Annotated in this window: 31 protein-coding genes; 25 read left to right on the top strand and 6 right to left on the bottom strand. The window is 47.8% G+C overall.

Going from position 1 to position 20,278, the window contains the following annotated elements:
• Window positions 1-2: 2 nt before the first annotated feature.
• From JCM14467_RS02325 to JCM14467_RS02225, 21 genes are all read left to right on the top strand, one after another.
• Window positions 3-1,307: a hypothetical protein gene (locus JCM14467_RS02325; RefSeq protein WP_054848995.1), complete on the top strand. Its 1,305-nt coding sequence runs from the start codon at window positions 3-5 to the stop codon at window positions 1,305-1,307.
• Between the two features lie 85 nt (window positions 1,308-1,392).
• A complete protein-coding gene (locus JCM14467_RS02320; protein WP_054848994.1) occupies window positions 1,393-2,313 on the top strand; it encodes a hypothetical protein in 921 nt (306 codons plus the stop codon).
• Window positions 2,240-3,277: an ATP-binding protein gene (locus tag JCM14467_RS02315; protein WP_054848993.1), complete on the top strand. Its 1,038-nt coding sequence runs from the start codon at window positions 2,240-2,242 to the stop codon at window positions 3,275-3,277. The genes JCM14467_RS02320 and JCM14467_RS02315 overlap by 74 nt, the downstream gene beginning before the upstream one ends.
• Window positions 3,274-3,570 (top strand): hypothetical protein, encoded by a 297-nt coding sequence (locus tag JCM14467_RS02310; protein ID WP_054848992.1) that lies wholly within the window; start codon window positions 3,274-3,276, stop codon window positions 3,568-3,570. The genes JCM14467_RS02315 and JCM14467_RS02310 overlap by 4 nt, the downstream gene beginning before the upstream one ends.
• A complete protein-coding gene (locus tag JCM14467_RS02305; RefSeq protein ID WP_054848991.1) occupies window positions 3,552-3,830 on the top strand; it encodes a hypothetical protein in 279 nt (92 codons plus the stop codon). The genes JCM14467_RS02310 and JCM14467_RS02305 overlap by 19 nt, the downstream gene beginning before the upstream one ends.
• A gap of 35 nt (window positions 3,831-3,865) precedes the next feature.
• Window positions 3,866-4,066 (top strand): hypothetical protein, encoded by a 201-nt coding sequence (locus JCM14467_RS02300; protein ID WP_054848990.1) that lies wholly within the window; start codon window positions 3,866-3,868, stop codon window positions 4,064-4,066.
• A gap of 260 nt (window positions 4,067-4,326) precedes the next feature.
• Entirely contained in the window at window positions 4,327-4,524 is a 198-nt protein-coding gene (locus JCM14467_RS02295) for a hypothetical protein (protein WP_054848989.1), read from the top strand.
• Window positions 4,502-5,041, top strand: a complete 540-nt coding sequence (locus tag JCM14467_RS02290) for a hypothetical protein (RefSeq protein ID WP_252900466.1) — start codon at window positions 4,502-4,504, stop codon at window positions 5,039-5,041. The genes JCM14467_RS02295 and JCM14467_RS02290 overlap by 23 nt, the downstream gene beginning before the upstream one ends.
• Window positions 5,042-5,048: 7 nt before the next feature.
• The gene (locus JCM14467_RS20335; protein ID WP_054848987.1) at window positions 5,049-5,345 is read left to right on the top strand and encodes a DEAD/DEAH box helicase family protein; all 297 of its coding nucleotides are present in this window, start codon (window positions 5,049-5,051) and stop codon (window positions 5,343-5,345) included.
• Complete coding sequence (locus JCM14467_RS02280) at window positions 5,293-5,736, top strand: hypothetical protein (RefSeq protein ID WP_252900465.1); 444 nt, start codon at window positions 5,293-5,295, stop codon at window positions 5,734-5,736. Before JCM14467_RS20335 ends, JCM14467_RS02280 begins: the two co-directional genes overlap by 53 nt.
• The gene (locus JCM14467_RS02275) at window positions 5,726-6,088 is read left to right on the top strand and encodes a hypothetical protein (RefSeq protein ID WP_252900464.1); all 363 of its coding nucleotides are present in this window, start codon (window positions 5,726-5,728) and stop codon (window positions 6,086-6,088) included. Before JCM14467_RS02280 ends, JCM14467_RS02275 begins: the two co-directional genes overlap by 11 nt.
• Complete coding sequence (locus tag JCM14467_RS02270; protein ID WP_054848984.1) at window positions 6,048-6,428, top strand: hypothetical protein; 381 nt, start codon at window positions 6,048-6,050, stop codon at window positions 6,426-6,428. Before JCM14467_RS02275 ends, JCM14467_RS02270 begins: the two co-directional genes overlap by 41 nt.
• A gap of 507 nt (window positions 6,429-6,935) precedes the next feature.
• A complete protein-coding gene (locus tag JCM14467_RS15090) occupies window positions 6,936-7,175 on the top strand; it encodes a hypothetical protein (RefSeq protein WP_252900463.1) in 240 nt (79 codons plus the stop codon).
• Window positions 7,175-7,615 carry a hypothetical protein gene (locus JCM14467_RS02260; protein ID WP_252900462.1) on the top strand — a complete coding sequence of 147 codons (441 nt, stop codon included), beginning with the start codon at window positions 7,175-7,177 and terminating at the stop codon, window positions 7,613-7,615. Before JCM14467_RS15090 ends, JCM14467_RS02260 begins: the two co-directional genes overlap by 1 nt.
• A 942-nt stretch (window positions 7,616-8,557) precedes the next feature.
• The gene (locus tag JCM14467_RS02255; protein ID WP_054848982.1) at window positions 8,558-8,914 is read left to right on the top strand and encodes a hypothetical protein; all 357 of its coding nucleotides are present in this window, start codon (window positions 8,558-8,560) and stop codon (window positions 8,912-8,914) included.
• 4 nt (window positions 8,915-8,918) lie between these two features.
• A complete protein-coding gene (locus tag JCM14467_RS02250) occupies window positions 8,919-9,698 on the top strand; it encodes a hypothetical protein (RefSeq protein ID WP_054848981.1) in 780 nt (259 codons plus the stop codon).
• A 52-nt stretch (window positions 9,699-9,750) separates the two neighbouring features.
• Window positions 9,751-9,945 (top strand): hypothetical protein, encoded by a 195-nt coding sequence (locus JCM14467_RS02245; RefSeq protein WP_054848980.1) that lies wholly within the window; start codon window positions 9,751-9,753, stop codon window positions 9,943-9,945.
• 72 nt (window positions 9,946-10,017) lie between these two features.
• On the top strand, window positions 10,018-10,776 hold the full coding sequence (locus JCM14467_RS02240; protein WP_342765453.1) for an MFS transporter: 759 nt from the start codon (window positions 10,018-10,020) through the stop codon (window positions 10,774-10,776).
• A gap of 15 nt (window positions 10,777-10,791) precedes the next feature.
• Window positions 10,792-11,376, top strand: a complete 585-nt coding sequence (locus JCM14467_RS02235; RefSeq protein ID WP_054848979.1) for a hypothetical protein — start codon at window positions 10,792-10,794, stop codon at window positions 11,374-11,376.
• Window positions 11,316-12,098 (top strand): thermopsin family protease, encoded by a 783-nt coding sequence (locus tag JCM14467_RS02230; protein WP_054848978.1) that lies wholly within the window; start codon window positions 11,316-11,318, stop codon window positions 12,096-12,098. The genes JCM14467_RS02235 and JCM14467_RS02230 overlap by 61 nt, the downstream gene beginning before the upstream one ends.
• Window positions 12,099-12,223: 125 nt before the next feature.
• A complete protein-coding gene (locus JCM14467_RS02225) occupies window positions 12,224-12,898 on the top strand; it encodes a hypothetical protein (RefSeq protein WP_054848977.1) in 675 nt (224 codons plus the stop codon).
• Window positions 12,899-13,042: 144 nt separating this feature from the next.
• Here JCM14467_RS02225 and JCM14467_RS15085 read toward each other — a convergent pair whose 3' ends face one another.
• Genes JCM14467_RS15085 through JCM14467_RS15075 form a run of 3 tightly spaced genes read right to left on the bottom strand, consistent with a single transcriptional unit; the run spans window position 13,043 to window position 14,120 of the window.
• Window positions 13,043-13,231, bottom strand: a complete 189-nt coding sequence (locus JCM14467_RS15085) for a hypothetical protein (RefSeq protein WP_252900461.1) — start codon at window positions 13,229-13,231, stop codon at window positions 13,043-13,045.
• On the bottom strand, window positions 13,213-13,653 hold the full coding sequence (locus JCM14467_RS15080; protein WP_252900460.1) for a hypothetical protein: 441 nt from the start codon (window positions 13,651-13,653) through the stop codon (window positions 13,213-13,215). Before JCM14467_RS15080 ends, JCM14467_RS15085 begins: the two co-directional genes overlap by 19 nt.
• Window positions 13,650-14,120, bottom strand: a complete 471-nt coding sequence (locus JCM14467_RS15075; RefSeq protein ID WP_252900459.1) for an alpha/beta hydrolase — start codon at window positions 14,118-14,120, stop codon at window positions 13,650-13,652. The genes JCM14467_RS15080 and JCM14467_RS15075 overlap by 4 nt, the downstream gene beginning before the upstream one ends.
• Before the next feature lie 108 nt (window positions 14,121-14,228).
• Between JCM14467_RS15075 and JCM14467_RS15070 the strand changes: the two genes are divergently transcribed.
• The 4 genes from JCM14467_RS15070 to JCM14467_RS02205 are packed head-to-tail and all read left to right on the top strand — an operon-like array spanning window position 14,229 to window position 16,663.
• Window positions 14,229-14,681 carry an FAD-binding oxidoreductase gene (locus JCM14467_RS15070; RefSeq protein ID WP_252900458.1) on the top strand — a complete coding sequence of 151 codons (453 nt, stop codon included), beginning with the start codon at window positions 14,229-14,231 and terminating at the stop codon, window positions 14,679-14,681.
• Between the two features lie 26 nt (window positions 14,682-14,707).
• Window positions 14,708-15,598, top strand: coding sequence for an FAD-binding oxidoreductase (locus JCM14467_RS15065; RefSeq protein WP_252900457.1), 891 nt, complete (start codon window positions 14,708-14,710; stop codon window positions 15,596-15,598).
• 5 nt (window positions 15,599-15,603) lie between these two features.
• A complete protein-coding gene (locus tag JCM14467_RS02210) occupies window positions 15,604-16,386 on the top strand; it encodes a crotonase/enoyl-CoA hydratase family protein (RefSeq protein WP_054848976.1) in 783 nt (260 codons plus the stop codon).
• A gap of 40 nt (window positions 16,387-16,426) precedes the next feature.
• The gene (locus JCM14467_RS02205) at window positions 16,427-16,663 is read left to right on the top strand and encodes an AbrB/MazE/SpoVT family DNA-binding domain-containing protein (RefSeq protein WP_054849190.1); all 237 of its coding nucleotides are present in this window, start codon (window positions 16,427-16,429) and stop codon (window positions 16,661-16,663) included.
• Between the two features lie 414 nt (window positions 16,664-17,077).
• Here JCM14467_RS02205 and JCM14467_RS02195 read toward each other — a convergent pair whose 3' ends face one another.
• From JCM14467_RS02195 to JCM14467_RS02185, 3 genes are read right to left on the bottom strand one after another with little or no spacing between them, the layout of a single operon-like run.
• Entirely contained in the window at window positions 17,078-17,452 is a 375-nt protein-coding gene (locus JCM14467_RS02195) for a hypothetical protein (protein WP_252900456.1), read from the bottom strand.
• 5 nt (window positions 17,453-17,457) lie between these two features.
• Window positions 17,458-18,339 carry a penicillin acylase family protein gene (locus JCM14467_RS02190; protein ID WP_054848973.1) on the bottom strand — a complete coding sequence of 294 codons (882 nt, stop codon included), beginning with the start codon at window positions 18,337-18,339 and terminating at the stop codon, window positions 17,458-17,460.
• Window positions 18,326-20,059 carry a penicillin acylase family protein gene (locus JCM14467_RS02185; RefSeq protein ID WP_054848972.1) on the bottom strand — a complete coding sequence of 578 codons (1,734 nt, stop codon included), beginning with the start codon at window positions 20,057-20,059 and terminating at the stop codon, window positions 18,326-18,328. Before JCM14467_RS02185 ends, JCM14467_RS02190 begins: the two co-directional genes overlap by 14 nt.
• Window positions 20,060-20,278: the final 219 nt, after the last annotated feature.

The raw sequence follows: 20,278 nt of genomic DNA, 5'->3' as shown, positions 1-20,278 counted from the left end.
CCTTGAACTACGGTGAGTGGGTCAGGGAGAGGGCCGGGGACTACAGGGAGTACCAGAGACTCATTGCCGAGTTGGGCACGTTCATTAGGGAGGGATCCACAGCCCTTGGCCGGGAGTCCTTCAACAAGGTATTCCCGAGACTAGCCGAGATAGCCATAAAGGACGGCATAGCAGACAAGGCAATGGCACTCCACCTAGCAATCACTGAGGACCACCACTTCGCCGAGGTCGCAGTCGGCAAGGCGGAGCCGGGCAAACTACCGCAGCCAGCGACCAACACCCACACGGCCAAGGCAGTCATAGACAGGGCACTCACCATGAGGATGACCCCAGGGGCCGCGTTACTATCCATGCTCCAGGAAGTCCTCGGTGATAAATTCAGCGACGCAATTGCGGAGCACCTCAAGGACTTGAATGAGAAATTCGTCAAGGGAGAACTCACTAGGGAGGAGCTTGAGGAACTCAGGCAATTGGCCAGGGACCTAAGGCAGTTGTACACCCACGAGAAACTCGACATCGACAAAATCGAGGAGAAGGCCCCTGAACTCGCGGCGAAGATAATCAACGCAAACGACACAGCGGCATTCAGAGAATTCTTCAGAGAAGTCAGGAAGGCGGTTTACGAGAGCGAGGGATCCAGACTCGCCAAGCCGGGCGAGTTAATATCGCCCTGGTCCATGGATGATGACAAGGCAATCCAATTAATCACGAAGTACATGCCAAAGATGGAGGTGGACCTACTCAAGCACGTCGTGGACACCCTGGACTTCAGCATAAACAACCACATCGAGGAAGCACTACACACCCTGGACACCGCCTACGGAGACGCCAGGCAACGCCTTGACGAGCTACAGAACGAGCTAGCCAGGGCATGGCAGGCCGGCGACTACAAGAGGGTTCAGGACCTAAACAGGGAAATCGAGAGGTTGAGGGCAGTGCTGGAGCCAGTTGACAGGCTCATCGACATGGCGAACAAGGTGCTAGCGGCACTGGCGAGCATTGGCAATACGAAGAACATAAACATCAACGCACTACCACAACTCCTGAGGGTGGCCGAGGAGTTGGAGAAGCTGGTTGGCTCGACCACACTAAAAATGCCCTTCGGCAACACCGCAATCGACCTAGACACAACAATGAGGGAACCACTCCTAAGGGCAGCAGAGGAGCTGAGGGCCCTGGCACTCACCGCGAAGGCAGTGGCAACGGCCGACTGGGCGCACAACACACAATCAGCAATCCAGCAAATGCAGCAACAACTGCAGGGCCGGGCGCAGCCTAATCAACCAACGCAGGGCCAGCAGCCGTAGTGGAGTGATTAATTCAATAAATTAATTTTAATTATATTGGTAATTGTTGTTGGTCCCCTTAAATTAGCCCCAGTGGTTAATGGCGATGATTAAATTAATCCTGGGGAGACTGGACTATCAAGGCATCGAGAGGGGAGTAACCTTCAGATTGAGTGGCAATGCGAAGCCCCTTGACGGTGTGCCCAATGCTGGGTTGACGCCACTGGGTAGGGCGTTGATTAATAGGGTGTTTCATGAGTTGGGCATTAACTGCGATGCAACGCACGTGACTAGGCTAAGCGACGTCCTTGAGAACTGCGGGTTTGCGCTACCCGCCTCGGTCGAGCTGACCAACAACTACGATGTCGGTGAACTAAGGACCAGCCTGTACTCAGCGCCGATACCGACTATCGAGCCGTTATCGACGATTATTGGTTTAGCCCTGGCGTCAGCCCTGAGGGTAAACACCGAGTTCTACTCAGACCTATGGCCAAGGCTCACCGACGCCCTGGCCCAATTGAAGGCCTTGGGCGTTGACGTGGCGATACACAGCAGCGTCTTCGACCCAAACAGGTTCTACATCTTCGACGAAATAGTGAGGAGATTGATCAGGGTACCAAGGACTGACGAACTCAGGGAGACGACGGACTTCAACAGCAAGGTCGAGGTCATTGGCGTGAGTAGGAGGTTCATTGAGTACCCAGCGAGACCCTTCAACCTGGCAGAGCCCAGGGAGCCAAAAATCGATGATGACGTGGTCAACGCAGTGGAGGTCCTCGTGAGGGACCTGGGCGGCGTGGCTACGCTGAAGTCACTCACTGACATGCTCAGGAGCCAGGACGCAGTGCTCAAGGCAATCACGATAGGGTACATGACATACAACCCGGGTGACTTGACGGTTAGGATCACGACAAAGGCGCTTAGCCTTTTAAAGAGCCTCAGCCACAGTGGTGATGTTCTGGAGGAGGGTAAACCAGCCTCAGGTGGGTCAGGCGAATCAGGTTGGTCAAGTGGTGGATCAGGTTAATGGACAGGCCCAGATAGGCGCATTAACATTTAAAATGATGATCAACGAGCCCGCCAAGCACCTCTTCCACTTCATGGTTCTTAACGAGACTGACGCCTTCATTGTTGGCCCTAAGGGTGTTGGTAAGACTAGGCTTGTCATGAATGCGTTGATGAATGTGCCGAGCGACTACGCGGTGGTTGTGTTTGATGTCGCTGGTAACTACGAGGGATTCACGGACTACCACGCCCCGTACCCCTTCAACCCCTTTGACCATTTAGATGGCATTGAAATCCTCGATGTGCTGAGTGAGGTCTTGACCATGAGGTTCCCTAGGCTTAGTTACGTGATGACGCCCGCCATGGAGTACATGTTCATGTTTACATACAACGAATTAACCAAGCAAGGCGAGGAGGGCCAGGAGGGGCAACAGCAGGCCAAGCCCCCAATCTCAATCACCGACATCATCAAGTACCTAAGCGACGCCATCAAGTCCGGCGCCATCGCCAGGGAGGACGAGGTCAACTCGGCAAGGGGCCTCATAAGGAGGCTCTCTTACTTCAACCACTGGATATTCCAGAAAACACACCCATTAATCAACAGGCTGTTCAAGGGTGAGTTGAGGGGCAGGTCAATAGGCATAGACCTCAGGTGGTTAACCCCAGTCCAGAGGTGGTTCTACGTACTCTCATTCCTGGCGACCGCGAATGCGGTTGACGCTAGAAACCTGATATTCATAATCGACGAAGCCCATTTATACTTCCGCCTAGGCGAGTCAACACTAACGACCTCGGTTAGGATTGGCAGGAATTATAGGCGTTACTTCGCCCTAATCACGCAGTCAATATTCGATGTTCCGGAGGAGTTCATCTCAATGAACAAACTATTCATAGTCTTCCCAACCATGTTCCACAAGCCAGAGAACGTGCTGTTTAGGGAGGTCGGGTTCAAGGCTTATTTTGGGAGGAATGAGTCTACGACGTGAACAAGAACATGGGCGGTTTAATGCCGCCCCACTGGGCTCAGCCGCATTCAGCACTAATGTTCCTACACATAACCAACAAGCAACTACTAGATATGACGGCAGAGAAGAAGCCGTACCACGAGTTGTTAGTCACGGTGGACACGGCAATAAAGCCAAAGCCACTAGCCACGACACTCAGCCAATGTGCGAGGGCTTACGGCGTGGACCTTGGCGTGATTAGGGAGTCGGGCTTCACCCACAGGTCACTCAACGCATTACTCCAGGGTGTTTGGGAATGCATTGGGACGCCGTAGTATTCCACGCAGAACTAAAGGCCCTAATACTTGGCGGTTCCGCAATGATTGGAGCCGCGATAATCGACGTGGATCCAGGCTCATGCACCGTGAGCGTGGGCAACATCAAGTACACAATCATCAAGGCGGATGAATTAACACACCTGGCCGGGTTGGCTGAGCAGGGCATTAAGCCCTGGACCGCATACTCAAGCCAGTACATGGACGCAGTCTCATACTTCCTCACCAGGCTTGGCCTGCCTAGGTACACGTACAGGTAGTCAATGCAGACCCAAGGGCAGTCCCACTCAAGGCCATGAATGCCGAGAGCATCGTAAGGAACATAGCTTACCTCCACGGCATCAAGGAGTTGGCCATCGCGAGGAAGCTCCATAAACAGGCGAGGAAGACGTCATACGCAGTCCACGCAATACTAAGGGCATCGGGCTACAACGCAGATGAAAACCTCGCCAGGAGGTACAGCTGGCCAACACCCTGCAGGGCCAGGCTACTCTAGCCCAAACCCGCCCTTAAAAATAATCCTCAAATTAATTATGGAGCAATGAACCCCTGAGGTAGAGCACCCCGGGCTCGCTGGGGTGAATTCCTCGGGGGCGATTCAAGGGCGCCCAGGCCCACCGCAGGCCCGCGTGAAGCAGCGAAGCGATGGTTTTACGCCGAAGTATTTGGATACTGCGATTAGGCTGTTTAGGCGTTTCGTGAGAGAGGAGCTGCCTAAGTATAGGTTAATGTTCGAAGGATGATGGAACCTACAAGTTGACCACTGCGAGGATTAGGCAGTTCTTGGCCAAGTACTTGCCCGAGAATGAGGTTAGTGGCGCAATGATCGCCCTATCATTTTACTTACATGGCGAGTTGCATAGGTTGGGGTTCGAGGTAGTCTACAGCAATAATAGAGGAACGTACATAATCAGGAAGAGGGTGGCAAGTAATGCCCAAGAGAACGACCAATGAGGTGTTGGAGAAGAGGATTTTAGAACTTAAGGAGTACGTTGACCAACGATTATTGGAGTTCAAGGAGGAGTTGATGGAGTACTTAGAGGGTAGAGAGACCAGCGTCAATAAGGAGGAGGTTAAGAGGGAGCTGCTTAGGTTCATGATTGATAGGATTGAGAGGTTGAGGGATGAGGTGCTTAGTGATTTGCAATCTAGATCGCAACAACGATTTGCTGAGGTGGAGAATAGACTGGCTCAATTACGTCAAGAGGTGTTTCAGCAACTTCAGCAACAGGGCCGCGTCGAGGAGGTTAGGAAACTTGAGGAGCGGATATCATTGGTGATTAAGGAGGAGGTGAGGAGGGAGTTGTCGAATAAGGAAGTGGAGGAGTTGAGGAGAAGGAGGAAGAGGCGAGTCATGTGGTTGATCGGTGGCGTCGCCGCTGCCGCGGTAATAATTGCGATCGCCGTCTCGCTGTATCCATGGTTGTGGCTCCTCCTCGGCCTAATCCTGTTAGTGCTGTTACGTAGGTGATAGAGCCATGACATTAAGGCCAGACCAGGAAGAGGTAGCTAAGAGACTCATCGAATTGCTGCGAACCCACCCCGTGGGGGCACTCCAGGCCCCCACGGGGTGGGGGAAATCATACGTGGCAGCTTGGGTAATTAGACAGCTAGGGGGGAAGTGGATCTGGACAGGTTCATTGTTGTCTGCGTTGGCGCAGAACAGTAAAGTGCTTAGTGAATTTGGGGTCAAGTTTCTTTTTACTGCAGGGCGAGAAAAAAATGTGCGTAAAGGGCTATCGTTACGCGGATTTCATCACCAATCCATGCAATAGATGCAAATTTAATGTTATCAACACAAACACAAAGAAGTTGATTGATGAGTTAGTTAAAGCTAACATTAATGAATACGTACAAATCAAGGACATGGCTGAGATAAAGGGATTCTGCCCATACTACGTCCAGGAGCAAATGGTTAGAAGGTTGTTAAATGAGCACGATAATTTGGTAGTTCTAATGAACTATGGCCGTGTTAGGAAGTTCTCTAGGTACGTTAGCAACATCGTAATTGACGAGGCGCACAACATCATGATGCCTAGGGTGGTGCGACTGCCTAGAAAGGTCATCAATATAATACTTGAAAAAAATGAATATAAACACTATGATGAGTGCCGAGTTAATCAGAGATGTGTTAAGCGAGCACATTATCGAGATAGTGATGGATGATGAGATCAAGGAAGTTGTCAACCTTGATGATATTGTTAGATATATCGAGTCAGATATTACATATTTTGACTTGGAGAACGATGAGTACGTAGGAGTAAAGGTTGATGAGGTGCCATTACAGCAACAATCCAGAGTTATACTTATGAGCGCCACAATACCACCTAGTCTATTATCACAATTTCCGGTTATTAGAGTGCCGCCCAGCCAGCAAATAATTGCGAAGATTCCAGGCTGGGCAAAGGCAATAACTGTGGAGTTTATAGAGAAAAACAAAGATGTGTTGGCGAAAAAAATTGAGAGAATTACTAGATGTGCCGTCGGTTATTTTCACAACGACGGCCAAGGAGATTGATATTGACGATATTATTTACGAAGAAGAACTACTGAGCCATAGCAACGATATTTGTAAGAAGAGCATAATGCTTAAATTCTATGGCCGTTATAGCGAGGGGATACGCCTTAATTGTTATAAGCGCGCAATTCTCCTGACCATACCCATACTCCCCATGGATATAATGAAACGTCTGCGCATGAGGGGCATCAGCGAAATAGATATAGTGGCAATTAAGACAACACAAAGTATTGGGCGAATCTTCCCAAATGATGATTACGAGGTTTGGTTATTAGACCGACGATTTTGGCAGTACTGCCAGTACCTGCAGCAATATGGCATTCAATGCGTTGAGGATTAGTTGCGGGCTGACTGCCCCAACCCGGCATTGGCCGGGTGGGGTGGGATGAGGCCCGTGATGTATCTTGGGGTTACGGAGCCCTGAAGAGTCCCGTAGGCTCTGAGGCGGACTGCCCCACCCGGCCGCCGATTGTGTTTATTGCTGTTTAATAAACCTATCGCATTCGAGGTCTTGGCCACCGCCTGGGCTGACCCGCCCTGGCCAGCATGGGTGGGGTTGGCTGGGGTGGGGGTGAGGCCCGGGCGGTTTGATGTTCACGGCACGAGCAGACCACTGAAGATGGGACGACGTGCTGACACTGCCCGGGCCGACCCACCCCGGCCCCTAGAGCCCATGCCGGCTGGGGTTTAATAAACCCATTGTTTCCGCCGCATCGACGCCTAGCCGCCTTATAAAGCATGCTAACTAGCTAATGAGGTGATGAGTCCCCAACCAAACCACCTGGGGATTGCCCAGGCGGAGGGTTGGGGATGATTCAAGCTTTGCCCGCTGCCGCGGCCGCTCCCTGTGGAGAGTGTCAAAACGATGTTGTTGACTGCATCTGTAGTGAGTTTGGCGATGGTGGCGGTGAACACCTGGAATGAGGCCGTTAGGCTAGCCGCCTATTTGCTCCGAAGGCTTAGGGACCTCAATGAGAGGGCTGTGAGGCAGTACTTCACGAGGGACTGCCTTAGGTTTAAGCTCAGGGACTGGCACTTCGACACCGAGGCAATGAAGTGCTACGCAACTGGCACATTAGGGCCTTAGTGAGTATAGCCTCAACACTCCACCCACTAATCAAGGCCTACGGCGTTGAAACGGTGGAGTCAGTGGTCAATGATGTCGACATTACGAAAATAGATGTACGTGAGGATCTACTGAGGGGCTTGTCATCAGTGATTTACGAGGAGGTCATTAATCACGTAACGGGCAACGTAAGAAGCGCCGCGACGAGCAATGACGCTGTGATCTCGAGAATCATAAACCAAGGCATCGGCGACCTAACAAGCCAAATTACACGAATCGAAAACCTAATGAAAAAGTGCAAAGGCGGCACCGTAAACCTCGAAGGCGAGGAACTAGACTGCCAAGACTTACTACTTTATGACATGGAATTACACCAAGTACTAAACGAACTACAACAACTAGCGAGGAAATACAACATAACAATCGAACCAGACAAAAGGCCCTGGTGGCTCTACGAGTAGACTGCTTAGTCGCTTCAAACCCGCCCTCCCATCCTCCCTCCCCTCCCCATCCCCTCTCGAGCCGGAGGCCCCCTCGGTCAAGGGGGCTCCCGGCATGTGGGGTGGGGCTGTGGGGCAATTAGACCTCCAAGCCCCAGGAACCGACGACGCCGGGGGCGCCGCCCTCGGTTGTGGACATGGGGCAGTTAGACCCACACCCACACCGAGGAAGCGGCGGGAGAGGGAGGAGAAGGAGGGCGGGGAACGCTAGGTGCAACAACGCCCAGCAGCCCCTAGGCAAAAACAAACAAAGTGCAACCAAACCACAAAGCAATCAAGAAGTAATTTCACGAAAACGTGAAACAAGTCACCAATGAGAGAGCCATAAAACGAGGAAAAGAGCAAGCAAAACCCAGGGAATTGCTGGATAAGTGCTTAGTTAAGCCAACGATGGACGTGGAGCAAAGTATATAAGGCCTCAATGCGTAAGGAGTACAGCCCCGCCCCAGGGGGTGGGGTAGGGGCCCGCCATGCCTGGTCCCCTAGGGGGAGGGACTGCCCTGGTGGGGACACCTCACCGGGGCGCCAACCCATCCTAACCCAATTCCCATCCTTAATTCCTCACTCTCCTGGATCCTCGGGTAGTGGGTGGTAAGGCCCCGGTGGGGTGAGTAGCCCCGGCACACCCGGGTGTCGCCGAGAGGCGGCTACCGGGTCCCTGCTGGGGCGAAAGCCCTGCTGGGGCAGTTTCTCCCCCTAGGGGATTGATATGGGTGCCGGCACCCGTCGTCTCACAAGCCCCGATGATCCCACGGGGATCCCCGTGGGGGATGAACTTCAAACCCTACCCCCAGGGGCCGGGGGTAGGGACACTTCAACGAGGGAGGAGGGGGTTAAGCTGCCGAAAATACCAATGCTGCGTGAGTTAAGCAACGATACCAACAATGCCGCTAGCGGGGCGGAGTGGGCCTGGGCGGGCGCCCCAGCCCAGACCCACCGCAAACCCTGAACGAGGAGGAGATAAAGGCATTAATTGAGGAGGGCGTTAAGAGATTAGAGGAATTCAACGCTAATGACAAATTCTGGAAGGAGGAGATAGGGGAGTGGTTTGTGATTAGGGAGAGACTGAGTAATGGCTTCCCGGAGCTTGTAAAGTTTACTGAGGAAGTGATTAAATACATAGAGGGGATGAGGAGGTGGTATGAGGAACATGCAGCTAAAGAGCTCCCGCAGCTAATTGAGGAGTTGAGGAAAGGAAATGTAACAGTGAGGAGAGGAAGGAGAAGCTTAAGCATTGTGGTTCATAAAAAAATATTTTAGATTTATGATTGAGAAGACGGACAAGAAAAGTACAGTGGTTAAAATCGAACTTAGGAAAATAAAATACATTAGTGTGCGCATGCCTGTAACTGCGGATAAAAGCATGGTATTAGTTAGAATGGGTCTGGAGATGACAGACGGATACAAGAAAGGCAAGTACAATTACGCTTCCATGAGCACAGCAAATAAATGGCAAGCCTTGCTGTGGGCATGGACGAATCCGGGATGGCTGAGATTACGTATCATCTCTATAAATTTAAATAAGAAGGGGACAAAGACCGAATTAGGCATCGTAACGAATAGAAAGAGCATTAAACAGTTAATACCACAAATAATGCAGAGGTTATCAAACGAGGAATTAGCGCTGTTAACGTGGGGCGCAATTTTGGGGGATGGTTCTCTTTTTCTAGTAAAATATAAATCATCAAGATTGAGGATACCGCAAATTAGGATTGCTGCTAAGGATGTTAATAAGTGGAAGGAACTTGAGAGGTTAGGATTCAAAGGGTGCGAGAAACACGGTTTCCTTGATTTGAGGTATAGCAAGGCAAGGAGATATGCAAAGATGTTGATGGAAATAATGTCGCCAAGGTTAAAGCGATTAATGGACCTGTTAGAAATAAAGAAGTGGAAAACACTTAAGGAGTTTTTACAGTATAAGACGTTTAGTCACCTTCAAATCACGATACATGGAGTTGCTTTTACCGTACAAATAAAAAAAAGGTGGATCTTTGAGGTTATTCAAGTACACAAAGGAGCCGGTGAGGTTGTGCGAAGAGCTTAAGAAATATAATGTGAATTGCACACCAGGTAATGGCTACGTTTATATTAGTCCTATGGATGTTTTAGAACTTATTAAGAAAAATAGTAAAATTAAAGAGCAGATAATTGCGGTATTGTGCAGGAGGTTCATCGAGTACGGGGAAATGGGGATTTTTGAAAAAAACGCGAGAAATGATAAAGCAAGCGCTAGCAAAGAGCGCCCCCATAATAGCACCCACAGAGGGGGCGGCCGCGGCAGGTTAAGGTAATGGCGCCATCCAAGGTAATGTTATTAATGCAAGTAGTCTCAAAACAGCTAGGCCTACTGTTTAAAGGAAAGTATTACTCTATTAACACATATCGTTATTAGTGTTTCGTGGCCGCTTTCCATAATCCTTGCCGGTGCTACCCTGCCCTGGGTTTGCATAGTCCTTGGTTGGCGTTGGAGTTATTATCTAATTACCCTGGCCTCAGTGGTGATAGCCTTAATGTACCTACCCATTGAAGGCCGTGGTTATGGTGGTAATGCGGGTGGTTCGTTGAATCTTGGGTTGTTAAGAAATAGTGATGTTATTGTGGTGAGTCTTTCTGGCTTTCTATTCTTCATGTCGTATTGGACAATAACGCTATACGCCTATAAGTACTTCCTGTCCCTAGGTCTTAATGACTACGTGGCTGGCTTTACATACTCATTACTGGCATTGTTGGGTATTCCATCAACGTTGGTTGCAGGTTATATAATCAGGGGTTTGGGTGTTAGGGGTACCCTATCGTTGTTTGAGGCCATTTATGGCGTGTTAACAATCCTGCTCTCCGTAGTGACTAGGGAGCTTCCCTTAATGCTCCTGGCTGCTGCCATGGGCTTTGTTAGGTTTGTGATAACGCCGGCGAATTCAACGGCTGTTTCGAAGATCGGTGGTGAGCTGGCCGGTAGTGTGACTGGTATTGCGAATTTATTTTGGCAGTTGAGTGGTGCTGTGGCTCCTGCGGTGGCGTCTATTGTACTTACTAGGTTTGGTTATCAGTTTCTATGGATTGTTATGGGCGCTGTAATAATCACGTCGGCGGTAATATACCAATTAGCATTAAAAGTTAGGTAGGATTATGAATATGCAATGGAACTCCCCAGCAATTCACTAGGGCTATTGCCGTTATTAATAATCATCGCATTACTAGGTATGGCGTTAATTACCGATGCCAGTTACGTAGTTGAGGTACCGCCAGTCAACGTATTTAATGAGACCCACTTAACCGTGAACTCCTCCTTCGTATACACATACGCCAATATGTCCGGTGGTATAATCTATCTACGGCCAGGTTGGTACTACCCTTACGGGTTTAACGCATCGGCTGGCTCATACATATACTATAACATTTGGAGTACTTCGATGGTCACACTATACATACTCAATGGGCAGGAGTATGGGAAGTTCATCAGTGGTAACGTTAGTGAGTACCTATACTCGATGACTGGCACCGATATGGTTGGTTATTACCAGGTTAGGAAGTCCGGTACTTACTACGTGGTAATAAGTGATAATGGGTTGGAATCATCATTGGTGCTTTTTACAATTTCAATCTCGGGCAGCCCAACTCCTAAGTGGGCGTTCCCAATGGGTATTGCTGATTATGGCATTGCGTGGTTAATGGCACGTACTTCGCCTATGACTACATTACCAATGAGTTTATCGGTAATGTGACCATATATAAGGCCCTGACTCAGGAACCCAGTGCCTGCTTATCGGGTTATGCCGAGCCTGGTAGTAATTGGTTTAGTGTGCAGTTGAATACGGTTATGGTTGTGAATACGGCTGGTGGGCAAACCCAGTATTATTGGTTGCAGAATGTTGTGTGGTTTGACTCGTTGAATGGCACGGTTTGGGTTGTGGATAATGTTTGGAATTTCTCGTCGATAAACTCCGTATTGAGTAATGCCACGGTTAGTGGTAATGGTGTGGTGTATTCATTGAATAATAGTATTTATGTCTATGAGTACCTCGTGGAACTAACGCCGAAGGCATCCCTACCATTCAGCATTTCCTTGGTAACAAGGACTGGATTATCGAGCAATGGCTATCCCTGGATCTCCTTCGGATATTTATACACTAATGGATCAATTACATGGTACGATAACATCACGATAAAGGTTCCAGCCGTATCTGCCTACATGGAGGTCTCACCAATGCCCACTGGTAATGGACTGCCTGACGACGCTGAACTCATTGTTGCCGGTCCATGGAATTGGGAATGCACCACGGCTAAGTCCCTAAACACAAGCCTAATGCTCTACTTCGCATGGCCGTACCCAAGTGATGAATATTTATCGCCGGTACCAGCCACCTGGGACTTTGGTGAAGACACTGGTGAGACTATATACAATGCGCATGTCTCATTAATTAACTATGGCGAAGCGATGTCCTGAACGGACCTGAGGAACTGAGCTTCCTCAGCACGTACTTCATACCGTTAACAATCATTAACCCACTAAATGAATCTAGCATTACCAATATTTACACAATAAACTCCACAGTAACTATTAACGAACCAATGACAGTCACGGTAGTACCTAATGAATCCAGGTACTTATTAGCGGATTACGTAATTAATGGCACATACACAATCACATCAAGAACACTACACCTAGTGCTTCAGGGACCCACGAGCATTTACATTAATTACACGCTTCAGTACATGCTCACCATCGAGGACCCAAGCGGCTTGTTAAGCGGCTTGGGTGGTTGGTATGATAGTGGTGATGTTGTAACCCTCAGCGAACCCCTAGTGTATAACCTGGGCAATGGGACTAGGTTACTGTTTAGGTCCTATGACATATACCTAACGGGAACAGAACTAAGCAACTTAGTAATTAATAATACTGCGAGAATCTCGATTAATAGTCCATACACAGTAATAGTCAATTGGACGAGGCAATACCTAGTCATAATTCATAGCAAATATCCAGTGAGCATTAACGGTACGGAGACCACAAACTTAACCGGCTGGTTCTACGGGGGTGAGGAACTCGCGGTGGCGCCAGCCACGGTGTTTAGCGATGGCCTATTCCTAAGTGAGCCGGGACTAAACATCACCGTCGATAAACCCCTTAATGTTGATGTACGATGGAGCATTAACTATGTCTTCACGGTGCTCACGTATCTACCATTGATTATTATCATAACTATAATTACCATGTACATTACCAGGAAACACCATACAACTTAGTAGTAATAATAAAAATAAAATATCATAGAATTAAGTAAAATGCGTCATTACCATATATTGACCTCCGTATCTATACCCGTGCCGATCCCTAGATTCTTCATCTTATTCATTAATAGTGGTGGTAATAATATAATGAAATTATCATCAACCCTTAACCTTACTGAACCAACAGTGAACGCGTTCATTAACATCCTTAACATTATTTGGGTTTGCATAGACATCTAAGTGGCCGTAACCATCGAGTATTAATATGTCACTCGTTAGTCTCTTTACCAAGTCAATGTCGGCGGCTTTCACGCCGAATAATCCGCTTATTACGGCGAGTATTGGCACCTTAACCTCCGTGTACTTAGCCTGTAGTGGTCGATTGGGTCTATGAATAGTCTCGTTGGCCAGTATGGATCTAGTGTGGCTAGTACGGCGAATATTGCCTGTGGTGGTGAGTTTGGGTATGAGTATGGGTTTGCGAGTCCCTGATTATAGGCTATGTTCATTAGGTAGTCGCTTAGGGTTTTGAAGCCTGGCTCTGGGCTTGGTAGTGTTGGGTTGTATAGTGCCTTGAGCCATACAGTGTTTACTAAGTTTCCTGGGTACTTACCGCCGGTTAGTATTGATGGTATGGCGTATAACCTGCTTGCTTTGATGTCGTTAATCGTGCGTACGGGTAATGCCTGGATTACGGATGTCCTTATTGGTGCGCCGTCCAATAACACTATTGCCCTCACATCGTCTGGATAAACCGTGACATAGTTCATCGAGCGATCCCGCCAAAGCTCTCCCCAATCAGTACCGCCTTATCCTTACCACTAACCTCCCTGACCTTATTAATCGCCTCCTTAATATCGCTTAACCATGCGTCCCAGCCCCAGTCAAGCATGAATGATAGGTCCTTAACGTCTGGGAGGACGAAGTGGGTCCTATAATCAATGGTGTATACTAGGTAACCCCGTCTTGCCAGGTATATGGGTATCATGGAGTCTGGTATTGCTGGTTCTATTGGTTGTATTCCATGCCATGAAACATGGATTAATTGCTCCCCATGCGATGTCATGCCCGGCAGGACAAGCACTGGGTATGGGTAGGTTACGTCCTTGCCCCTGACCTCCCTAAGTGCTATGTAATTGAAGCAACCGCCAGGCGGTCTCTCCGTGACCCAGACCCTCTCGGTGAGATCTGGAAATTCCTTAATGCTTCCTTCCCAGGTCAGTATCCAACCTGGCATATTTAGTAATGTATTAGCTATGCTTTATTGCTTTGTGATTATATGAGGAATATATTTTATATAGTAGTATAGTATTAATCTATGTTTATCTCATATTAATTTGTGGATTTGTCAAATTTCCTTAATGATGTTGAGGAATTGATTGGCAGGGATAACGTGGTTACTGAGGGCTATGAATTGTCCATGTTCAGGAGAGATTGGTGGTCAATACTCATGCTTAGGGAGATGCTTGGGCGCGGGGTTAATCCGCCTCCAGCTGTTGTTAGGCCGAGGGATGTTAGTGACGTTATTAACATTGTTAGGCTCGCTAATAGGTATGGTGTATGCCTTGTTCCGTATGGTGGTGGGTCTAGTGTTGTGGGTGGTGCCTATCATAATGGCTGTGTTGTAATTGACATGAGTAGGTTGAATAGAATCGTTGAGTTTAGTGAGGAGGACTTATTGATAACTGTTGAGACTGGTGCTAAGGTTGTTGATGTTGAGAGGTGGCTTAATGAGAGAGGTTATACCCTGGACTATCACCCACAGTCATTTCAATTACTCACGATAGGAGCGCAATAGCCCATGGTGGTACTGGTTCACATAGCATGAGTAATATTGATGAATTGGTGCTGTCCCTAGACGTTGTTCTACCCAATGGTGAATTAGTGACGATAGGCCCTGGGAGGTTTGTTAGAACCTCCTGGCCCGACCTCAGGGGATTATTCGTAGGTTCTGATGGTTCGCTTGGGATTATTGTTAGGGCAATGCTTAGGGTTAGGCCATTGGCTAATTACTATGTTGACCTGGCCTACGTGTTCCGGGGCTTTAGGGATGCTGTTAAGTTTGCACGTGACCTTGTCATTAATGTGCCGGGCCCGCATAGGGTTGTTATTCATGATGAGGAGAGTAGTAGGTTTATGGTTGGTGAGAATGGGGTGATTGCCCTAATAAGGGTTAGGTGGTATAATGGGGAGCTTGTTGATGCGATGAGTAGGGTTATTGATGATTTAGCTGTGAAGCACGGCGCGATTAAGGTAGGGTCGGAGTTGGTTAGGAGGTGGCGTGACGTCTTCGCCAGGGGTTATGAGACGCAGTTAGCATCACTTGCGCAGTCGGGTCTTTGGGTTGATACTATTGACATGGCGGCGACATGGGGCGGGTTGGTTAAGTTGCATGATGAGTTGGTGAGTAGGCTTGGGTCAATTGATGGTGTTTATCACGTGTTCTCGAGGATAACGCATCTATACTTAAATGGTGCGTCCCTGTATAACGTCATTGTGTTTAGGCAGGATGAGGATGTTTACTGGAGGGTTTGGAAGGAAGCCTTTAGCGTGGCTAGTGGTGTTAGTGCAACCATAAGTCATCACCACGGCACTGGACTTCTTAAGAGGGAGTTCGTGAGGGCTGAGATGGGTGGTCAATGGAATTTACTGAGGAGTATTAAGGAGGTGCTTGATGGGAATAATGTAATGAATAGGGGAAAGCTTGTTTGGTGAGTTGTATGGGTAATTATAGGAATATTGTTGTTGAGGAGAGGGGTCGTGTTTTCATCGTCATTATTAATAGGCCTGAACGCAGGAACGCGATTGATGCTGACACGGCTGAGGAGCTTTATAGGGCGTGGACGTACTTCGACAAAAACCCGGACCTATACGTCGGTGTAATAACTGGTGCCGGTGGTAACTTTAGCTCTGGTGCTGACCTGTACGACATCGATAGGTTGGTGGGTAGGGTAACAAGGCCTGAGGGGCCCCTGGGCATTACTAGGCTTAGGCTTACCAAGCCCGTCATAGCTGCAATAAGTGGTTACTGCGTGGCCGGTGGCTTGGAGATCGCGCTTTGGGCTGACATTAGGGTTGCGGATAGGACTGCGAAGTTTGGCTTTCTTGAGAGGCGTTTTGGTGTTCCCCTTGTTGATGGTGGGACTCAGAGGCTGGCTAGGGTTGTGGGGCTTGGTAGGGCCCTCGACTTAATACTCACTGGTCGGTTGATAAGTGCTGAGGAGGCTTACCAATGGGGCTTGGTTAATTACCTGGTTGATGAGGGTAAGGCCCTTGACAAGGCCGTCGAGATTGCCGAATTAATCAGTAGTTACCCGCAGGAGACTCTGAGGAATGATAGGCTTGCGGTTTATGAAGGCCTGGGTAAACCCATTGGTGAGGGCTTAATGATAGAGATGAACTATGGATTAAAATCCATAAAGACTGGAGAACTATACGAAGGAGCGAGAAGGTTTAAAGAGGGTATGGGTAGGCACGGTGATGTAATTAGTGCTAGAGGTTGATATTAAGGTTAATTAGTTGGTGGTTGGATTTAACATTTTAATGAAGGTAAAAGTTACCAGGAATTTCCAGATAACGATACCTGCGGAGATTAGGGAGAAGCTTGGCATAAGGGTTGGTGACTATGTTGATGTTACTTACGATGAGAAGGAGGGTGTGATAATCATAAGGCCCTACCGTAGGAAGTGGACGACCTATACATTGGGTAGGAAGATGACGCCTGAGGATATTGAGGAGATAATTAGTGAGGTGAATGATGAGAACGCAAATAATTGTTGATGCTAATGTCCTGGTTTATGCAGTATTTAAAGATGGTAAGTATCATGCTGAGTCGTATGATGTATAGCGGAGGGGCAATGTTGTTACACCTTATATCGTTCTTATATGAACATCTATGGGTATTAGCTAAACTGACAGGGAGCCTAGAGGTTATTAAGGTGAAATTGAATGAGTTAAGGGACTTCCCAATACTTCATGAGGATTTAAATACGATATATAACGGCCTTACTTTAATAGGGCAGGGTAAGGCTTGACCACAATGCTAAATAACTATATAATACTATCAATTGCCCTGAAAAGGAATGCTTACTTAACGATCTACGACAGGAAATTGAGGAGAACGGCGAATAAATATGGTGTGAATGTAATACCATGATTTTAAGGAATTCAGCACTTAATTGCGTATGTCCAGAACTATCGCTTTGTTAATTTACGTACGTAATGACCAACCAGCCCGCTGAGTCCTGATAGTGCTAGTGCGATTAATAGCGTTACCACTAAAAGTATTACTGAGCCGATTATACTGTATGGTAACCCAATAATCGCCGCAGTCACTTCACCGTTATATATTGCGTATGGGTTTATGAGAATGCTAATCAGTACTCCAATAAGTCCGGATATCCCGGTGCATGCGAATGCGGATACTGCCTTACCTGCGTTCAGTAAGTAGCCAATTATTAATCCTAATACCACCATCGCCAGCCAATAACCTGCATATGCCAATGCAAATGAGATTACCAGGTTAATAATGAATAATAGCCAGAAACGGGTCGTGTAACCCATGGGCATGCTCATCACCCTGGTAATGTGGCATTCGGTAGGTATAGGTAATAGAAGTATTGTGGCAGGTCTGGCGGTATTAATGTGTAGTACTGCCCATTTAGCCAGTAGGCGGTTGTGTCGTTATACATTGGACTTATTGGATTCTCGGATATGCCTCCTGGGTAAACGCCAATGCCGCTGAGTGGGTCCGCCATATCGACTATTTGGCGCCAGCTCGGCCCCTCATTGGATACTAAACCGTAGGCTGCATTAATGGTGTTGCAATCGCCGGGTGCTGGGAATGGGCCAACTGATAGGGCGTTTATACTGAAGAAGCTCGTTAACTCCCTATAATGTACCCTGCCCCAGTACCAGGTTGATGGGTTTGGACCTAACTTATGCATTAGCTCGGTTATTGTTTGGTTGAAGGCTAGGAGCATGACTATTGTGGCGTTCCTCTCCTGACCTGTTATTGGATCATTAAACCACTGAATGTTTGGGTAATTATTGGTCCAGTTGGCTAGGTCTAATATTAATGGCCCATGGAATGTAGCGTCTGGTCCTAGGAATAGTGAGAATTGCCCTAAACCGTCAGCCGGCGTTATGTTGTAGTATTGGAACCAGGGCATGAATGTATCGTTTAGGTAATTCCAAAGCCAGAAGTAGTATATCGTTGCTGCCGCTGAGTTAACCGTGAAGTCGCCATTCCAATTCCTTAATAATTCGTAAGCCTCAACCTCGATTGGCGTTAATTGATTAAGGTGCGTGGATAGAGCATTGAGTAGTAGTGGTAGGAATAGGTTTGTTGAGTAGTCATGGACGTTAAGTTGTACTGCCTCCATGGATTCATAGGTTATGTTACCCTCACTTTCGAATTTCGACAGCAATGTGTAGATTTCATCAGCTGTACCCACTTTCGAAGACCCAACCCACGTAGTATGGGTAGTTAGGCGATACGAGTATTTCATTCGCTGATAATGCGAAGTGTGATGGTGGGTTTAGTACATATGGTTGGTACTGGGTTGGTATGAAGCCGACCCAGTCGTACGATCCGTTACCCAGCATGACGGCCCTTGGATCACCGCCCATGACCACTGGGTATAGTCCCCAGGCAAATATGCCAATATTGCCATACCTGTCCGCATATGCGAAGTTCTGAATGCCAACCTTGAAGTAGGATAGTGCGTTGAGGAAGTCCGAGAGGTTCCTTGCTATGTCGAAGTATAGGAATGTTGCGCCCTCATCAGTTGGGTACATGCCTGTCCAATTCATAACAATAACAACACCGCTATAGTTGGCAATAACAACGCCATTACGTGCCAAGTAGATATTATACGGTACATAACCGACGCCCTTAACGTAAATATCCTCATGAATAGCCTCAAAGGGTATCCAGGAACCATCATAGTAATACTCGCCTGGGTGGCTCGGGCTTGTAACCTCAACGTAGTAATAAACCACCTGCGGCTCAGCATCCGTGGCGCCCCAGGCAATGTATGGGTTATGACCAAGTATGACACCGGGAACCCCTGGAAAGTCAACACCAACCACATTCATCCCGGGACCAACAAGTTGGAAGCCAATCCATATGGACGGCACTGTCGTGGTTAGGTGTGGGTCATTAGCCAGAAAGGCTTGACCGCTTGGCGATAGCGCCACCCAATTATTGCTTCCCTCATCCGTTAAGCCAATTACGAAGTGCTCAAATGGGTTTATGCCGGGCAGGAGCTTACTAACTATTGAATCCCTAAATGCCGTATCGCCCTCAAGGTAAAACCTTATAGCCTCATCAATCGCGTCGAGGAATTCCTGCTTCGTAACACCAGGTGGTAGTGGATTCAGGGAGTATAGGTTCAGGTACTTCATGTTGCCTGTAGTATTGTAAATGCTTGGGTTCCACTCCTCGGGGTACACGGGGTACTGTATTGATGATGGATATGCCGGGTAGAACGCATAAATTACCTGCGGAGACATTTTGAGAAGCGCCACGGTAAATGGTAATGGGTCAGCCGTACCACTCAATGACCACGTAAGCAACTGCTGAATGGCGAATGTATCCTCCATCGTCCATGGCGGTGGCCTAAAGCCAAGTACCTTAAATATTATTGGCATCCTCCGTGGTGTCAGGGATTTAACGTAGGCATTCACGCCAAGTGTGTAGTAGTACAGTGCCTCATAGGCGAAGCTTGATTTATTTAGGGAATTCACTATTTCCTGGGTAACCTGCGGCGTTAGTAATACTCTAAAGAATTCATCACTGGGTAACATGGACGAGCCCAGTATTGATGATAGGTTACCCATGCTCATCATCGCCATAAAGTACATCTGGGCAAGTCTATACTCAGCCGTTAGGTAACCCTCCTCATAGAACACGGCCCATGTCTCATTTGAGGCGATCCTAATGAAGCCATCGGGCGTTATACAAACAACAACAGCCGCAGAACTACCATTAAGTGTAACAACGCCACTATGACAACCAACGCCAGAGGGAGGCGGAACATTACTCCAAATACCAGTGCCAGGATTAAGAACCTGATATAGAGGGGCCATGATGCTTATTGGCATCATTACAAGGGCAAGTATTATTGCGAGCCCAACAATCGATAAAATAAGCTTATAGACTACCCGATTCATCAATATTGCAAAATACTTGGCTTTAAAGCGATTCTTTTTATGATAAGTATATAATTAAATATGGAAATATTCACATTTTATATAAAATAGTATTTAATAACGTAAATAATTTTCTTAATGAACAACCCAGCCCATGTTCCTAAGTAAGAAATTTTCTAATTTATTACTAATCATCAAATGGTAACCGCAGGATTTCACGGCATTCTCTATCATTTGACT

It is taken from the genome of Vulcanisaeta sp. JCM 14467 (genome assembly GCF_001316245.1).
Taxonomy (GTDB): Archaea; Thermoproteota; Thermoprotei; order Thermoproteales; family Thermocladiaceae; genus Vulcanisaeta.
The sequence above is the reverse complement of the archived record's forward strand: the minus strand, read 5'-3'. Positions and strand labels throughout refer to the sequence as shown.

What these genes read in the sequence shown, in the direction of transcription:
- JCM14467_RS02205 (WP_054849190.1), top strand. Translation starts at nt 16,427, where the DNA reads ATGAAGGTAAAAGTTACCAGGAATTTCCAGATAACGATACCTGCGGAG.
- JCM14467_RS15075 (WP_252900459.1), bottom strand. Translation starts at nt 14,120, where the DNA reads ATGCCAGGTTGGATACTGACCTGGGAAGGAAGCATTAAGGAATTTCCA.
- JCM14467_RS02305 (WP_054848991.1), top strand. Translation starts at nt 3,552, where the DNA reads ATGCATTGGGACGCCGTAGTATTCCACGCAGAACTAAAGGCCCTAATA.
- JCM14467_RS15080 (WP_252900460.1), bottom strand. Translation starts at nt 13,653, where the DNA reads ATGAACTATGTCACGGTTTATCCAGACGATGTGAGGGCAATAGTGTTA.
- JCM14467_RS20335 (WP_054848987.1), top strand. Translation starts at nt 5,049, where the DNA reads ATGACATTAAGGCCAGACCAGGAAGAGGTAGCTAAGAGACTCATCGAA.
- JCM14467_RS02225 (WP_054848977.1), top strand. Translation starts at nt 12,224, where the DNA reads ATGACAGTCACGGTAGTACCTAATGAATCCAGGTACTTATTAGCGGAT.
- JCM14467_RS02195 (WP_252900456.1), bottom strand. Translation starts at nt 17,452, where the DNA reads ATGCCCATGGGTTACACGACCCGTTTCTGGCTATTATTCATTATTAAC.
- JCM14467_RS02235 (WP_054848979.1), top strand. Translation starts at nt 10,792, where the DNA reads ATGGAACTCCCCAGCAATTCACTAGGGCTATTGCCGTTATTAATAATC.
- JCM14467_RS15065 (WP_252900457.1), top strand. Translation starts at nt 14,708, where the DNA reads ATGAGTAATATTGATGAATTGGTGCTGTCCCTAGACGTTGTTCTACCC.
- JCM14467_RS02300 (WP_054848990.1), top strand. Translation starts at nt 3,866, where the DNA reads ATGAATGCCGAGAGCATCGTAAGGAACATAGCTTACCTCCACGGCATC.
- JCM14467_RS02290 (WP_252900466.1), top strand. Translation starts at nt 4,502, where the DNA reads ATGCCCAAGAGAACGACCAATGAGGTGTTGGAGAAGAGGATTTTAGAA.
- JCM14467_RS02210 (WP_054848976.1), top strand. Translation starts at nt 15,604, where the DNA reads ATGGGTAATTATAGGAATATTGTTGTTGAGGAGAGGGGTCGTGTTTTC.
- JCM14467_RS02185 (WP_054848972.1), bottom strand. Translation starts at nt 20,059, where the DNA reads ATGAATCGGGTAGTCTATAAGCTTATTTTATCGATTGTTGGGCTCGCA.
- JCM14467_RS02280 (WP_252900465.1), top strand. Translation starts at nt 5,293, where the DNA reads ATGTGCGTAAAGGGCTATCGTTACGCGGATTTCATCACCAATCCATGC.
- JCM14467_RS02245 (WP_054848980.1), top strand. Translation starts at nt 9,751, where the DNA reads ATGGATGTTTTAGAACTTATTAAGAAAAATAGTAAAATTAAAGAGCAG.
- JCM14467_RS02315 (WP_054848993.1), top strand. Translation starts at nt 2,240, where the DNA reads ATGTTCTGGAGGAGGGTAAACCAGCCTCAGGTGGGTCAGGCGAATCAG.
- JCM14467_RS02250 (WP_054848981.1), top strand. Translation starts at nt 8,919, where the DNA reads ATGATTGAGAAGACGGACAAGAAAAGTACAGTGGTTAAAATCGAACTT.
- JCM14467_RS02320 (WP_054848994.1), top strand. Translation starts at nt 1,393, where the DNA reads ATGATTAAATTAATCCTGGGGAGACTGGACTATCAAGGCATCGAGAGG.